The organism is Catonella morbi ATCC 51271, assembly GCF_000160035.2.
Taxonomy (GTDB): domain Bacteria; phylum Bacillota; class Clostridia; order Lachnospirales; family Lachnospiraceae; genus Catonella; species Catonella morbi.
In genome coordinates, this window is sequence record NZ_KI535371.1 from 108,430 (window position 1) to 123,905 (window position 15,476).

At 37.9% G+C, this 15,476-nt stretch carries 12 protein-coding genes and 1 pseudogene; 9 read left to right on the top strand and 4 right to left on the bottom strand.

Annotation, left to right across the window (positions count from 1 at the left end; translation table 11 throughout):
- Positions 1-192 precede the first annotated feature (192 nt).
- A complete protein-coding gene (locus tag GCWU000282_RS15095) occupies positions 193-1,110 on the top strand; it encodes an Rpn family recombination-promoting nuclease/putative transposase (protein ID WP_023356056.1) in 918 nt (305 codons plus the stop codon).
- 9 nt (positions 1,111-1,119) lie between these two features.
- Positions 1,120-1,323: a hypothetical protein gene (locus GCWU000282_RS15100; protein WP_023356057.1), complete on the top strand. Its 204-nt coding sequence runs from the start codon at positions 1,120-1,122 to the stop codon at positions 1,321-1,323.
- Positions 1,324-1,418: 95 nt separating this feature from the next.
- Here GCWU000282_RS15100 and nudC read toward each other — a convergent pair whose 3' ends face one another.
- A complete protein-coding gene (gene nudC / locus GCWU000282_RS15105) occupies positions 1,419-2,411 on the bottom strand; it encodes an NAD(+) diphosphatase (RefSeq protein ID WP_023356058.1) in 993 nt (330 codons plus the stop codon).
- 333 nt (positions 2,412-2,744) lie between these two features.
- Between nudC and GCWU000282_RS15110 the strand changes: the two genes are divergently transcribed.
- Positions 2,745-4,742, top strand: coding sequence for a 2-isopropylmalate synthase (locus GCWU000282_RS15110; RefSeq protein ID WP_023356059.1), 1,998 nt, complete (start codon positions 2,745-2,747; stop codon positions 4,740-4,742).
- A 492-nt stretch (positions 4,743-5,234) separates the two neighbouring features.
- On the opposite strand, the gene GCWU000282_RS15115 is transcribed toward GCWU000282_RS15110, so the two are convergent.
- Complete coding sequence (locus GCWU000282_RS15115) at positions 5,235-5,702, bottom strand: COG2426 family protein (RefSeq protein ID WP_023356060.1); 468 nt, start codon at positions 5,700-5,702, stop codon at positions 5,235-5,237.
- Positions 5,703-5,713: 11 nt separating this feature from the next.
- Positions 5,714-6,241, bottom strand: a complete 528-nt coding sequence (locus GCWU000282_RS15120) for a hypothetical protein (protein WP_023356061.1) — start codon at positions 6,239-6,241, stop codon at positions 5,714-5,716.
- Positions 6,242-6,619: 378 nt separating this feature from the next.
- Between GCWU000282_RS15120 and nifJ the strand changes: the two genes are divergently transcribed.
- Complete coding sequence (gene nifJ / locus GCWU000282_RS15125; protein WP_023356062.1) at positions 6,620-10,159, top strand: pyruvate:ferredoxin (flavodoxin) oxidoreductase; 3,540 nt, start codon at positions 6,620-6,622, stop codon at positions 10,157-10,159.
- 124 nt (positions 10,160-10,283) lie between these two features.
- Here nifJ and GCWU000282_RS17315 read toward each other — a convergent pair whose 3' ends face one another.
- Positions 10,284-10,406: a hypothetical protein gene (locus GCWU000282_RS17315; RefSeq protein ID WP_023356063.1), complete on the bottom strand. Its 123-nt coding sequence runs from the start codon at positions 10,404-10,406 to the stop codon at positions 10,284-10,286.
- A gap of 748 nt (positions 10,407-11,154) precedes the next feature.
- Here GCWU000282_RS17315 and GCWU000282_RS16735 point away from each other — a divergent pair.
- The 5 genes and pseudogenes from GCWU000282_RS16735 to GCWU000282_RS16475 all read left to right on the top strand — a co-directional run bounded on the left by GCWU000282_RS16735 (position 11,155) and on the right by GCWU000282_RS16475 (position 15,414).
- Entirely contained in the window at positions 11,155-11,307 is a 153-nt protein-coding gene (locus GCWU000282_RS16735) for a hypothetical protein (protein WP_156913166.1), read from the top strand.
- A gap of 260 nt (positions 11,308-11,567) precedes the next feature.
- Positions 11,568-13,763: a tyrosine-protein phosphatase gene (locus GCWU000282_RS16115; protein ID WP_051384216.1), complete on the top strand. Its 2,196-nt coding sequence runs from the start codon at positions 11,568-11,570 to the stop codon at positions 13,761-13,763.
- 195 nt (positions 13,764-13,958) lie between these two features.
- Positions 13,959-14,525, top strand: a complete 567-nt coding sequence (locus tag GCWU000282_RS15135) for a YgjV family protein (RefSeq protein WP_023356065.1) — start codon at positions 13,959-13,961, stop codon at positions 14,523-14,525.
- Between the two features lie 101 nt (positions 14,526-14,626).
- The gene (locus GCWU000282_RS15140) at positions 14,627-14,863 is read left to right on the top strand and encodes a hypothetical protein (RefSeq protein WP_035041410.1); all 237 of its coding nucleotides are present in this window, start codon (positions 14,627-14,629) and stop codon (positions 14,861-14,863) included.
- Between the two features lie 247 nt (positions 14,864-15,110).
- Positions 15,111-15,414 (top strand): annotated as a pseudogene (locus GCWU000282_RS16475) (transposase).
- Positions 15,415-15,476 lie beyond the last annotated feature (62 nt).

Genomic DNA, 15,476 nt, shown 5'->3' on the forward strand with positions numbered 1-15,476 from the left:
TCGTAATTGCCGGACTGCGCTTGATTATGATATTTTGTAAGATGTTTACTGAATAAATTGGGATAAATTCTCTTGCCGGCAGGTTCACCCAGAAATTTAATTTTCTTGATACTTATCTTCTGTATTCAAAAATCTTCTTAATTATGCTATACTATTATTGACTATTACTTAAATTCACTAAAATATTTAAATATGTTAGATTATGATGTAACAGAAAAACTGTTAGAGGATTACAATGATGTTTTTGCAGATATTGTAAATACTCTGCTTTTCGATGGAAAGGAGCGGGTTAAAGAAGATTCGCTCGAGGACAGTAAGATAAATTCTGCTTATAAGGCAGAAGACGGAAAGCTGCATGAACAGGAACGTGATGTAAGCAAGTATTGGAAGGAAGGCAATACTAATTTGCTTGTGGTCGGAATTGAAAATCAGACTAAAGCTGAAAAACTGATGCCTGCCAGAATAATAGGCTATGATGGAGCTTCCTACAGAAGTCAGCTACTTAAAAGTACCGGTAGGCTTCCAAAGAATAAACTTACCCCTGTAGTAACTATAGTATTATACTTTGGGCTTACCAGGTGGAATCAGCCTAAAAACCTTAAAGGTATTTTAGATATTCCGACAGGGCTGGAAGATTTTGTAAGCGATTATAAAATCAATGTTTTTGAGATAGCTTTTCTGCCGGAGGAAAAGGTTAATAAGTTTAAAAGTGATTTTAGACTGGTGGCAAAGTATTTTACAAACATCAGGAAAAATCCCTATTATCTGCCGGCAGACGAAAATGAAATCAAGCATGTAGATGCAGTACTTAAATTTCTTTCTATAATGTCCGGAAGTGAGGATATTATAGAAAAGCTTACAGCAAATAACGGAAGTGAGGTGAAAAATATGACAGGAGGACCGCTTAGTCAGTTGTATTATAAGGGAGTTAGTGAAGGAAGAGAGGAGGGGCTTTTACAGGGAATTAATGAAACCTTGCTTAAGGTGTATCTAAATTGCAGGAGCAAAGGAATGTCTGTTGAAGAAAGTGAGGAGATAGTTCATTTCGCAGATAGAGAAAGCCTTGATATGGCGGAAGAGGAATATCAAAGGCAAAAGTTGGGAAAGTAGGTGAGAACTATGGCGGGAGGACCGCTTAGTCAGTTGTATTATAAGGGAGTTAGTGAAGGAAGAGAACAGGGAATTGACGAAACTTTGCTTAAAGTATATATAAATTGCAGGAGTAAAGGAATGTCTGTTGAAGAAAGTGAGGAGATAGTTCACTTCACAGATAGAGAAAGCCTTGAAGCAGCAGAAGCTGAATATCAGAGGCAGATATCATAAAAATAGTTCTGTATCAGAATATTTCAAAGACTGATAAAAATATAACAATGAGGTATATTCCTTAGTTTAGGAGTATACCTCATTTTAAAAGCCTTTTATTTATACCAGTGCTCTTCCAGCTTCCTGTCCGCAAAATGATTTATCATTTCTTCGGTAAGGCTTACACCCTCGTGCATCTGCACTATGTCATCAGGATAGAACCAGGTGCCTTCCTTAAGTTCATCAGTTTCAAGCACAACCTTATCACTTCCGTCAACTTCCGCAAAAAATCCTGTCAGTATAGAGGAAGAGGCCGACCAAGGCTGACTTTTATAAAAGGTGATATTTTTAAGCTTAAGCCCTACTTCCTCAAAAGCTTCTCTCTTGGCACTTTCTTCCAGAGTTTCCCCTATCTCCGTAAAACCTGCTACAAGGGCATAACGGTTATATCCCTTGTTTGCATACTTGGTAAGCAGAATCCTTCCCCTGTGTATAATGCCGACTATAACTCCCGGACAGATTTTAGGGTAAATCATATTACCGCAATTAGAGCATTTAATCATACGCTCTTTACTGTCAAGCATTGTTTTCTGCCCACATCTGCCACAATATTTGTTATCCCTGTACCAGGTATAAAGCTGCCAGGCGGTTATAACAGCAAAGGAAATATTAAGTGGCTTGAGGGAGCGAAACTTAAGAGCAGGCAGATAATAAAACCTCTCATCCTCAGTCTTGCCCGAATTATCATTGGTATAGTATTTTTCAGATTTAAGATAGCTATAGTCAAGCAAGTTTTTTTCAAACAGCTTATCATCTGCCAAAAGGAAAAAATCCTGTTCCCTGTCATCAATTTTCATTTTAAAAAGGTAGATGAGCTTATTTGGGCTTATTCCTATATTATCGATGATTTCCTTAAATGTAGGAAGGCTCCAGAATATTTCTTCGCTTCCTGCCTTGCCGGGAATAGCATTTTCAAGGCTTTTTATGTTTCCTCTTGCGTGGCAGAGCAGCTCATTATTATAAAAATATAATATAAAACTATTGTCAGCCGGCTTTGCATCCGGTTTGTAACTATTATCATAACTGTTATTTAAAAGATCCTGTATCATTTATTTCCTCTCCGGTAAGTTGATGAATTATTATATGATGTGGATGTCAAAAGTATTTGACACTTGTATCATTATATCACTTATTAAAATAATGTATATCCCCAATTATTTACAAAATCCCCGGTAATTATGGTAAGAAAGCTAAAGATTTAAAACTCCGATTATTCATTCCCGAGTTGTAGCCCCCTTATGTTGCTGAATATTATCTTATAACTCTGATTAAAATATATCAATTAAATAGTTAAATAATTACCCATTGTAAAAAATAGAAAATGTGATATATTAAAATATATCAACTATTTTGTATAATTTTAATGGAGCAATGGAGAAAATATGGATAATTACAATAAGTATCAGAGAAATTATTTTATGCCTAAGAAGCCTACTTATGACTGGGTTAAAAAAGAATATATAGACAAGCCTCCGGTATGGTGTTCGGTTGACCTTAGGGATGGTAATCAGGCTCTTATAGAACCGATGAGTCTGGAGGAAAAGCTGGAGTTTTTTAAAATGCTTGTATCCATAGGATTTAAGGAGATAGAAGTGGGATTTCCAGCTGCTTCTGAGACAGAGTATAATTTTATGCGTGCACTCATTGAGAGAAATCTCATCCCTCCTGATGTAACGGTTCAGGTACTTACCCAGGCGAGGGAGCATATTATTAAGAGGACTTTTGAGGCGGTAAAGGGTGCTCCGCATGCGGTCATCCATGTGTACAATTCTACATCTGTAGCACAGAGAGAGCAGGTATTTGCAAAGGACAAAGAGGAAGTTAAACAGATTGCTGTAAACGGAGCCAAGCTGCTTAAAAAGCTTGCTGAAGAAACAGACGGGAACTTCTCTTTTGAATATTCTCCTGAAAGTTTTACCGGAACTGAGGTAGAATATGCCCTGGAGGTGGTAAATGCGGTCATAGATGTCTGGGAGCCTGATAAGGATAACAAGGTAATTATCAATCTTCCGGCTACTGTGGAGCTTTCCCTGCCTCATGTTTTTGCTACACAGATAGAATATCTTCATAAAAATATGAATCGCAGAGAAGGAGTAATTCTCAGCCTTCATCCGCATAATGACAGGGGTACGGGAGTTGCGATAGCGGAGCTTGGGCTTTTAGCCGGGGCGAACAGAATAGAGGGAACTCTTTTTGGCAATGGGGAGCGTACCGGAAATGTGGATATAATCACACTTGCTATGAATATGTATTCGCATGGAATAGATCCTAAGCTTGATTTTTCAAAATTAAATGAGATAAAAGAGGTATATGAGAGGCTTACAGGGATGGAAGTTTCACTCAGACAGCCTTATGCCGGAGAACTTGTATTTACGGCATTTTCAGGTTCTCATCAGGATGCTATATCTAAGGGCTTTGCATACAGAGAAAAACATAAAATGGATAAGTGGACTGTACCTTATCTACCTATTGATCCAAAAGATGTGGGAAGAAGCTATGACGGAGATGTTATCCGCATCAACAGCCAGTCCGGCAAGGGCGGAGTAAGCTACATCTTAAAGACGAATTACGGAATTGAAGTTCCTAAGAATATGCAGGAAGAACTCGGCTACACGGTTAAGTCGGTTTCTGACCATGAGCATGCTGAACTGTCTGCTAAGAGGATTTATGATATTTTTGTAGATAAATATGTAAACAATAATGAGGTATTCTATGTCAGTAATGCAGAATTCGTACAGGGTGGGGGCTTCCTTTCGACTGTAAGTATTCATCATAACGGTAAGGAGCATTTGGTAAAGGCAAACGGAAACGGACGTCTGGATGCGGTTGCCAATGCCCTGAGGCAGTATTTCGGAACGGACTATGAGCTTTCGGATTATGAGGAGCATGCTCTTACAGGCGGTTCGACATCTAAGGCTGTTACCTTTGTGGGGATTATTTATGAAAATAAAAAGTACTGGGGAGTGGGCTTTGATGAAGATATTATAAAGGCTTCGATAGATGCTCTTGTATCTGCCCTCAATCAGCCTGAAAAATTGCGTTTTATAGAGGAAAAAGAAGAGAGACTTACCAATATACTCAATATAATTCAGGAAAACTACAAGGAAGTCACCCTTGATATGCTGGCTGAAAAGACATTTCTGTCAAAACCTTATCTTTCCAAATATATCAAGGTAAAGTCGGGTTTGTCATTTGGAGATAATGTCAGGATGATAAGGCTTAAGAAAGCAAGGGCTTTCCTTCTCGGAGGCAATATGAAGGTGGAAATGATATCTGAGGCAGTGGGCTATCCTAATGTAGAGCATTTTATAAGATTGTTTAAACGGGAATACGGTAAGACACCGGCACAGTTTAGAAGTGAAGCAAATCATGGGAAGTAATACCGGTAAAGCCGGCTATGATGACCGGTGATATAAGATTTCTTTGGTTATATTCATACCATAGGCTATAGACATATTATTCCACAGAATACAGTAGGATAAATGGTTTTTGGTCTGCGACTATGGGGTGATATGCCCAAACATCTGAAAAATATTGTGGACTTGGTATTGTGGCTTTATCGCGATATTTCATAAGATGTTTTGTGAATAATTTGAGCTAAATAAAAAAATATCCGCACCGAGTCGATGGTGGGGATATTTTTATGTAGGAAATCATTCTGAAATTCTTTAATAACAAAAAATCTCACCGAGTGATATACATAGTATTTCAGGATAGCTTATTTTACGCTGCTGTCTGCATGTAAAATGGCTGTTGCATTAAAGAAAAAGCTGTGAAATATAGTAAATTTTTCTTTATATATTCACTATATTTTGCAATTCTTAATGCAACAGCCATTTTTGTATGTTTGCACTACAAGCGTAGTAAGAATGCTATTTTATAAATGACAAGGCGCCGAGGCTCAGTGTCATCATTATTATTCCTGCAAGTAAAACTCCTGCCAGTACCGCTATAGTACCTTTTTTAGCATTGATACCCAACAGACAGGCAGCCAAACTTCCTGTCCAGGCACCGGTACCGGGAAGAGGAATACCTACAAAGAGAGTGAGGGCAAGATATAAACCGAAACCTGCCTTATCCTCAAGCTTTTGTCCTGCCTTATAGCCTTTTTCAAGAAAAGCTCTAAAGGTCTTTCCTATATATGGTTTCTCCTTCCCCCAGTGAAGTATTTTCCCGGCAAAAAGAAAAATAAAAGGTACGGGAATCATATTTCCTATGATAGAAATTCCGTAGGCTGTTAAAGGAGGAACTCCTATTGCGGTTGCAAAGGGAATGGCTCCGCGAAGCTCTACTATAGGCAGCATGGATATAAAAAGTACCTGTAAATATTTAATAAGCATGTAACCTCACTTTATGGCAGATAAAATGCAGGGATAACAGCTTCCGCACTGCCATACATATTTTCTGCGAATAAAGCTTTGAGGTTGCTTAAGGTTTCATCAGAGTATTTTATCTTAAGCAGCTCAGCTATACAGTTGAAGGCATTTGGTGATAAGCATCTTCCCCAGGTTTCAGGGAGGTTTTCCGCATTAACGGAAGACACCATTGCAGGGGCAATAGTTATGATATCATCTGTTTCCGCATTGCAGGCAAAAATAGTTATCTGCCCGTTATCATTTGTTTTAAAAGCAAGTTCGTAGCCTGCGCCGCCATTCTTGTTTGCAAAGAATGATGAAGCATCAGCCTTTATGGCAGCAGAATTCAGCAAATTATTTTTATCTAATGAAGGGATGGATTTTACCAGTTCGATAAGTTTATTTATACTGCTCTGACTAAGGATATCTCCGCTTAATGTTTCGTTGTTTTTATTTTCATTTAAGAACTTAATAAGAGCATCAATTTCACTTTGTGAAAGTAATGACATATTTTTTTCCGACATAAAAACCTCTCTTTCAATTATGATATTAGTATAAAATGATATGGGTATCAAAAGTATTTGACACCGACTGATACAGGAGTAATTATTTCCGTGTACCATTTCATTATACCCTCTTATAAGAAAAAAAACAACGAAAAACTATAGTCGGTGCCGCAAATTTACGATAATGATAGCTATTATCAAAATTATCTGAAAATTATTGAGAAAATACATCAATTAACACAAATTGCACAATAAAAATACATTATTAACCTTTACAGAATGAAAGATAGATAGTAAAATTAAAGTGTATGTTATAAAGTTTGTAACAAGTGTTTTATCACCAATGGATTGACTTTGTTGGTATTAATATCATTTAATTTTTTAAGGAGGCTATCTATGGCTAGATCAATGAAAACTATGGATGGAAATACCGCTGCCGCTCACGTATCCTATGCGTTTACGGATGTTGCAGCCATCTATCCTATTACACCTTCTTCACCTATGGCTGACTATACAGATCAGTGGGCTACACAGGGAAGAAAGAATATTTTCGGACATGAAGTAATTATGTCTGAGATGCAGTCAGAGGGTGGTGCAGCCGGAGCTGTGCATGGCTCATTACAGGCCGGTGCTTTAACCACTACCTATACAGCATCTCAGGGACTTTTACTTATGCTCCCTAATATGTACAAGATTGCGGGCGAATTACTTCCTGCAGTATTCCATGTGTCAGCCCGTGCGCTTGCAAGCCACGCACTTTCTATATTTGGAGATCATTCAGATGTTTACGCCTGTCGTCAGTCAGGTTTTGCTATGCTCTGTGCAAACAGTGTACAGGAGGTTATGGATCTTGGTGCAGTTGCACATCTTAGTACAATTGAGAGCCGTGTGCCTTTCCTTCACTTCTTCGATGGTTTCAGAACTTCACACGAGATTCAGAAAATCGAGGCTTGGGATTATGATGATTTAAAAGACATGTGCAATATGGATGCTGTTGCTGCATTCAGAAATAAATCACTTAACCCTAACCGTCCATTACAGCGCGGTACAGCTCAGAACCCTGACATCTTCTTCCAGGCAAGAGAAGCGTCTAACCGTTTCTATGATGTTGTGCCTGAAGTTGTACAGAATTATATGGATAAGGTTAATGCTAAGATTGGCACTAACTACAAGCTTTTCAATTATTACGGAGCAGAGGATGCTGACAGAGTAATTATAGCTATGGGTTCAGTTTGTGAGACTATAGATGAGACTATTGATTATATGAATGCTAATGGACACAAGGTTGGTGTTGTTAAGGTTCGTCTTTACAGACCATTCTCAGCTAAGCATCTTCTTGCTGCTCTTCCTGAGACTGTTAAAAACATCATCGTACTTGACCGTACAAAAGAACCCGGTTCTCTCGGTGAGCCTCTTTACCTTGATGTTGTGGCTTCACTTCGCGGAACTAAGTTTGAGTCTTGCCTTGTTACCACAGGTCGTTACGGTCTTGGTTCTAAGGATACAACTCCTGCTCAGATTATTGCAGCTTATAAGAATACAGAAAAGCCAAGATTTACTATCGGTATCAAGGATGATGTAACTAATCTTTCGCTCGATATCACAGAGAACCCTGCGACAGCTCCAGAGGGAACTACTTCCTGTAAGTTCTGGGGACTTGGTGCAGACGGTACTGTTGGTGCCAACAAGAACTCTGTTAAGATTATCGGTGACCATACAGATAAATATGCACAGGCTTATTTTGACTATGATTCAAAGAAATCAGGCGGTGTAACTATTTCTCACCTTCGTTTCGGTGATAAGAAGATTAACTCTACCTATCTTATCAATAAAGCAGATTTTGTTGCCTGTCACAATCCTTCATATATACATAAGTATGATATGGTTCAGGATATAAAGGATGGCGGTACCTTCCTGCTTAACTGTCCTTGGGATGTAAATGAGCTTTCAGAGCGTCTCCCCGGTCAGGCTAAGAAGTATATAGCTGAGCATGGCATTAAGCTTTACACAATAGATGGTATCAAGATTGGTAAGGAAATCGGTCTTGGCGGACGTATCAATACAGTGCTTCAGGCAGCTTTCTTCAAACTTGCAAATATCATCCCTATCGAGGACGCTGTAGAATATATGAAGGCAGCAGCTAAGGCTTCTTACCAGAAGAAGGGTGACGATGTTGTACAGATGAACTACAATGCCATAGATGCCGGTGTGTCCGGGGTTGTTGAAGTACAGGTTCCTGCTGACTGGAAGAATGCCACAGAAGAGGATATCTCCGAGAAGGCAGGTTCAGGTCTTAAGGATGTTGTTCACTATGTAAATACAATTCAGAATAAGATAAATGCACAGGCAGGTAATACTCTTCCTGTATCAGCTTTCGTTGAGTATGCAGATGGTACTACACCTTTAGGTTCTGCTGCATATGAGAAGAGAGGTATAGCAGTTGAAGTTCCTGTTTGGAATAAGGATACCTGTTTACAGTGTAACCTTTGCTCTTATGTATGTCCTCATGCAGCAATTCGTCCTGCTGTTATGGATGAGGAAGAGGCAGCTAAGGCTCCTGAGTCTATGAAGATGGTAGATATGAAGGGTATGCCGGGTAAGAAGTTTGCAATTACTGTTTCCGTACTTGACTGTACAGGCTGCGGTTCTTGTGTAAATGTCTGCCCTGAGGTTAAAGGAAATAAGACACTTTCACTTTCACCTCTTGATACACAGATGGTAGAACAGAAGAGTTTCGATTACGGTAGAACACTTGAGCTTCACGAAGATGTACTTGCTAAGTTCAATGCAGTTACACCAAAGGGAAGTCAGTTCAGACAGCCTTACCTTGAGTTCTCGGGCGCTTGTGCAGGCTGTGGTGAGACTCCTTATGCTAAGCTTATTACTCAGATGTTCGGTGATAGAATGCTTATTGCAAATGCTACAGGTTGTTCTTCAATCTGGGGCGGTTCTTCACCTGCCAACCCATATACAGTTGACAAGAGAGGAAGAGGTCCTGCCTGGGCTAACTCGCTTTTCGAGGACAATGCTGAGTATGGCTATGGTATGGCACTTGGAACAGAGGCTCTTAGAATGAGAGTTATTGACAGTGCTGAGAAGCTTATGGATAAGGTAGATGGAGATACTAAGGAAATTATTCAGAAGTATCTTGATACAAGAAAGAACTCAGGCGAGAATACTGAGGCAGCAAGAAGAATGGTTCAGGCACTTTCAGCTTGCGGTGTAGAGGCTGAGGAGAAAGACTACATCATAGCTAATGCTGACTTTGCCGGAAAGAAGAGCCAGTGGATCTTCGGTGGAGACGGTTGGGCTTACGATATCGGTTACGGCGGTCTTGACCACGTACTTGCATCTAACAGAGATGTAAATGTATTTGTATTCGATACAGAGGTTTACTCAAATACAGGCGGACAGGCTTCTAAGTCTACTCCTACCGGTGCTATTGCACAGTTTGCTGCAGGCGGTAAGGAAGTAAGAAAGAAGAATCTTGCTGAGATAGCTATGGGTTATGGATACATCTATGTAGCTATGGTAGCTATGGGTGCTGATTACAACCAGTGTGTTAAGGCCATAGCTGAGGCTGAGGCTTATCCTGGTCCATCACTCATTATAGGTTATGCTCCTTGTATAGCACATGGTATAAAAGGTGGCATGAGAGTTTCTATGACTCAGGAGAAGAAGGCGGTTCAGTCAGGTTACTGGAGTCTCTTCCGTTACAACCCACTTCTTGCAGAAGAAGGAAAGAACCCATTCACCATGGATTCAAAAGAGCCTACAATCAGCTACAGAGAGTTCATTGAGACAGAGGTTCGTTACAACAGACTTCTTAGAAGCAATCCTGAGAAGGCTGAAGAATTATTCAAACGTTCCGAGGCAGAAGCTAAGTTTAGACTTGAGACCTTCAAGAGAAGAACTGTGTGGAATGTTGGGGAGTAATGTGAAGGTGAATATGAAGCGGCTATTTAGCTTACATTTACTTGACAGATACAGCCTTGATAGTGTAAAATTAAAATTGTAAAACCACATAGATAAACACAAAAAAGCCTAGAGTCGGCAAACTCTAGGCTTTTCCCATGCAAAGCGTGGCAGGCTGGTTGTCATTACTATTTCTGTCTAGCCATTTGCAGATGATAAAAGTAGCAACACCTGCTGTGACAGAAACCATCAGGTCTAACAGCCACATAGATAACACACCTCCTTCCTGATGTCAGTGTAGGAGATGACAACAATAACATTGTAATGAAATGATGAAAAACTACAAGTAAATATAAAATGATGTGGGTGTCAAAAAATAAGAAATTCCTAATTTGGGTAAATTCTTTTGCAAGTAAGCTTGTGAATAATTTTTATTTTTTGAGGCTAATATGAAGGCTAATCTGAAGTTGCTATTTGGTCTGCATTTACTTGACAAATACAGCCCGGATAGTGTAGAATCAGAAGTGTAAAACCACATGTGTAAGTAAAAAAGCCTAGAAGCGTCATCTTCTAGGCTTTTCCCATGCAAAGCGTGGCAGGCTAGTTGTCATTATTATTTCTGTCTAGCCATTTGCAGATGATGAAAATAGCAACACCTGCTGTGACAGAAATTAAAAGGTCTATAACCCACATGCGTAAGTATCCCCCCTTCCTGATGTCAGTGTAGGAGATGACAACAATAACATTGTAATGAAATGATGAAAAACTACAAGTAAATATAAAATGATGTGGGTGTCAAATAATAAGAAATCCCCAATTTAGGTAAATTCTTTTGCAAGTAAGCTTGTGAATAATTTTATATTTTTTATATTTTTGACGTTTGTATCATAAAATGACTTGCTTGCAAAATTATAAATAGTGTAGTATAATAATTTCAGAGCGAGTCCACATTTAACACAAAAAAGCCTAGAAGCGTCATCTTCTAGGCTTTTCCCATGCAAAGCGTGGCAGGCTAGTTGTCATTATTATTTCTGTCTAGCCATTTGCAGATGATGAAGATAGCAACACCTGCTGTGACAGAAACTAAGAGCTCTATGAGCCACATTTTAACACACCCCCTTCCTGATGTCAGTGTAGGAGATGACAACAAGAATATTATAAAAAAATGACGAAAAACTACAAGTAAATATAAAAAGAGTATCCTATGAGGATATTAACTATGAAATCGTCTAAAAGCTACTTAAATGACCAATGTTTACTCGAAAAAGCTATTTGATTAATTAAAAGTTAGCAAATTATTTATCCTTCTGAAAAAAAGTGGACAGCTGTCGCATAAGACTAAAAATATCCTTTGTCAATACTTGACTATAATTGCTTTTAAAAGTAAAATTTTATTAGTAATAATTATCAATAAAAAAGGAGAAATTTTATGAGGACACTGAAAAGAACGATTTCATTTTTGTTAGTCTTTATGCTGGTATTTGGGCTTATGCCTAATAACTATGCTAAGGCAGCGACAGAGGTGACAGGAATTATTACAGAGGTTCAAAAATATGGTAATGTGGTTATGGATATCAAGCCAAAGGCTTTGTTGGATGCAGGCTTTGAAGCAGGTGACCTGTTAAATGTACAAATTGGAGATACCACTCTTACCATGCCATTTTGCACTTCTTACAGTGATGTAGATACAGGAAGCTTGCTGGTAAGAAATGATGAGAAGAACGATTTACTCATAGTTGCTATTAACTTAGGTAATTTCTCTACCAAGTACAACGCAAAGGTGGGTGACAGTATTAAGTTCTCACTTAAGGAAGCGAAGGCGTATCTTTCTGAGTATCTTTTAAGACAGCTTAAAAGAACCAATGAGCGTTCTGATTATGCAAGTGATTCTATATTTGCAAACTTCAGAAGCGTGGTAACTACGGGAATTAAGCCTGGAGTGCTTTACAGAGGCTCAAGTCCTATCAACAACGAAATAGGAAGAGCGGCTTACTCAAATGCACTTGCTGAGGCGGTTGGAGTTAAGACAGTACTTAATCTTGCAGACAATGCAGAAAATATTAAAAAATATGTGGCAGCAGAGGATTTTAATTCAGCTTATTATAAGAAGCTTGTAGACAACAAAAGCGTAAAGCTCCTCAATATGAATGTAGATATTGCGGGCAAGGACTTCTCTAAGAAACTTGCTAAAGGCTTAAAGTTTATGGCAGGAAAGAAGGCACCTTACATGGTACACTGTACTGAGGGTAAAGACAGAGCAGGTTTTGTATCAGCAGTACTTGAGGCTCTTATGGGAGCTGAAATGGACGAGATAGTAGCTGATTATATGATTACTTATGAGAATTATTATAAGGTAGTAAAGGACAGTGAGCAGTACGATAAAATAGCAGAATCTAACATAGTAAACGCTATGACTGAGGTTGTATTCGGTATGCCAAAGGGAAGCGATATATCACAGGTAGACATACAGGCAGCTACTGAAAAATATCTTAGGAAAATAGGAGTATCTAAAAAGACCATTGCTCAGTTAAAGAAAAATCTTGCAGGAAAGCCTGCATATAAGAAACCTTATATTAACGGTAAGGTAACTGAAATTGAGAAATACGGTCACGCAGTAACCAATATAACCATAGATAAATTCAACAAAAAAGGTTTTAAGTTAGCTGATAACCTTGCTGTTGTATTTGATAACGGTTATGTGCTTGAAGCACCTTATCTTGATAACTATCTGGTAAATAACGGAATGCCTCTCGTAAGAGCATATAAGGGACATACTAATATTGCGATTTGCATAAATTACGGTAAGTTAAATGAAATAGCAGGTATAGATGTTGGAGATAAGTTCACTGTATTTATGAGCAAAAAGCAGGGATATGCAGATGCCTACAGTGTAAGAAAGCTTGAAAGAACAAACAACAGAGCTGACTATGCAAGTGATGATGTTTTTGCTAATTTCAGAGAGATAAAATTAGGAAAGATAGCCGCAGGCACACTTTACAGAAGCTCGAGCCCTGTAAATAACGAAATAGGAAGAGCTGCTTACGCGGATAAGCTTTTGGCGGCCGCTAAGGTAGCTACAGTAGTAAACCTTGCTGATTCTAAAGAAAAGGTAGAAGGATTTATGGCAAAAGAAGACTTCAAGTCTCCTTATTATGCAGACCTTTTTAAGAACGGAAAAGTAATTACGCTTAACCTCGGACTTGCATTTACATCAAATGAGTTTAAGGCAGGAATAGCCAAGGGTGTACAGTTTATGGCAGATAATGCGGCACCTTACCATTTCCACTGCTTGGAAGGTAAGGACAGAGCAGGCTATATGGCGGTATTCTTAGAGTCACTTATGGGAGCTACAAAGGAAGAAATTATAGATGACTATATGAAGAGCTATGAGAATTATTATAAGGTAACAAAGAATTCCAAACAGTATGAGTATATCAAAAATGATGTAATTACAATGATGGAATCTATAGCCGGAGGCAAGGATTTATCAGTAGAAAAGCTTACAAAGGGAGCTGAAGATATCCTTCTTGCAAATGGTGTAAAAGCTGAAACCATAACCTTACTTAAAGAGAAGCTTAGTGGAAATAAAACAGCTTTAGCAAATAGTGTTAAAATTGCGGCATAAGTTTAATCCGAATAATTGGGGATTAACTCAAAAGTTGAAATTAGTTATACAGGAAAAGAGTTCCGGCAACGGAGCTCTTTTCTTTGAATTACGCCATCTGTCATTGAAATGATATTATTATAATTGTTATAATCAAAAATATAGGGCATAAAAAGGACATTTGTCGTCTTGTTTAGATATGAGGGGGATATGAATATGGATATAGGTAAGATGATTGCAGATTTATTTTCGGGAAATAACCTGACTTTATTTATTGCAAATATAGTTATATTTATAGGCTGTACTCTGATGGTAATAACCGGTTATGTCAAAGATGAAAAAAAGATGTTAAGAGTACAGGATGGACAGCTTATATTTTTGGCAATAGGAAATTTTTTGCTGAAGGGGTATTCCGGTTTTATTATAAATTTACTTGCTTTAGTAAAAAATGAAATTTACATTGCCAAGAAGCTTAATCAGGTGGCGAAAGCTGTAATTATGCTGGTAGCGGTAGTTATGACATTAATCTTTAATAACAGAGGCTTAATTGGTTGGTTTCCTGCTCTTACAATGGTAGCCTTTACCTATTTTTTGGGCATAGGAGGGGCGCTCGGGTTTAAGATAGTAATCGGAGTAGCGGAAATAGGCTGGGCTATATATGACTTTAGCTGTGGTAACTATGTTGGAACTGCCTTTGATATATTTACAATTATCAGTTGTACAATAGGTGTTTTAAGAGTTATGAAAAATGATAGGGAAAGAAAGGGAGCGGAGATTTCTTAAATAAAAATATCATTGATAGGTGCTTGCATATATTAAAAAATATGCTATAATAAATCGTAGGACACAATTTAATTGTAAACAAATGAATTTGGAGGTGTGCTATGAGTAAAGTGTATTTATTTGTTTTATCATTAATGCAGCTTTTGATGGGGATTTTAGGAGCAGTTACTCTGATTAGAAGCGTAATGGAAAATAATTATTCTGCGAATCTTCTCTTTACGGTAATACTGACATTATTTGGCTTTTACTTTGGAATTAATGGTTTTAGAAGACTTCTTGGTAAAGCTGAGGGTGACGGAAATGATGAAAACGGGCAAGAAAAATGCAGCGGTGGCTGAATGTGGAAATTGTAAAGGTAAGGATATTACCTTATGAATAAAGAGAATCTGAAAGTGTGGCTTTTGGGTTCTTTTTTAAATAACTTTAGTCTGTTTCTCAAATTGAAGTTTTTTGTTGTTCCAAAAATGAAAATGAGCATAATAATGAACCGTCCGCTATGCAGGTGCGCAACGGATGTTATACTGAAATTATCTTTCTGTGTACAATAAAGTTGTTAAGGCTATATTGTAGAAAGAAAAGGTAATTATGGTGAAGAAAGAATATTCACTCGCATATATAAAGCGGATGATCAAATATCATATCGTCTTCAAACCAGAGTATAGACGAAAAATAATTTATAATCAATACAAAACAGATATTAGGGATATAATTAAGCAGCTATGATATTTGACAAACATGCAGATTTAAAGTATAAATTTATGAATTGTAATTTTTGGGATTTAAGGGTATTATGTCAGTACAGTAGACTTTAATGAAGCAACTATAAATAAAGTACATTCAAAATCAGAAAAAACATTATATTGCACTGAATAAATTAAGTGCAATATAATTTGATGATATATTTAAGAGTTATATTTATTTAGTAAGATCATCCACGCTTGATGGGGAGTG